Raw genomic sequence first — 266 nt, 5'->3', positions numbered from 1 at the left:
CGTGGCAGAGCATCACGATCTGCTCGATCGCCGACGCCTCCTGCGCGGCGATGGCCTGCACCGCGGCGATGGAGATCCGGTGCTGCTCGGCGATGATGTGCCGGGCCAAATCCTCCTTGGACCGGAAATGAAAGTACAACGCCCCCTTCGTCATGCCCGCCGCCTCGAGGATCTCAACGAGACTGGCGCCCTCGAACCCGGACTTGTCGAACATTTCCGCTGCCCCGCGGACGATCTGCGCCCGGGTCACCGCCGCCCGTTGCTGT

1 protein-coding gene is annotated in these 266 nt (G+C 66.2%); it reads right to left on the bottom strand.

The genetic code is table 11. From position 1 onward, the window contains the following. The coding region (locus tag QM806_RS41090; RefSeq protein ID WP_283295072.1) for a TetR family transcriptional regulator at positions 1 to 266 on the bottom strand (266 nt) is incomplete at both ends.

Origin of the sequence: Rhodococcus sp. IEGM 1351 (assembly GCF_030056875.1) — a bacterium.
GTDB classification, from domain to species: Bacteria; Actinomycetota; Actinomycetes; order Mycobacteriales; family Mycobacteriaceae; genus Rhodococcus_F; species Rhodococcus_F opacus.
Note: the sequence above shows the minus strand (reverse complement) of the source record. Positions and strands in the feature narration are given on the sequence as shown.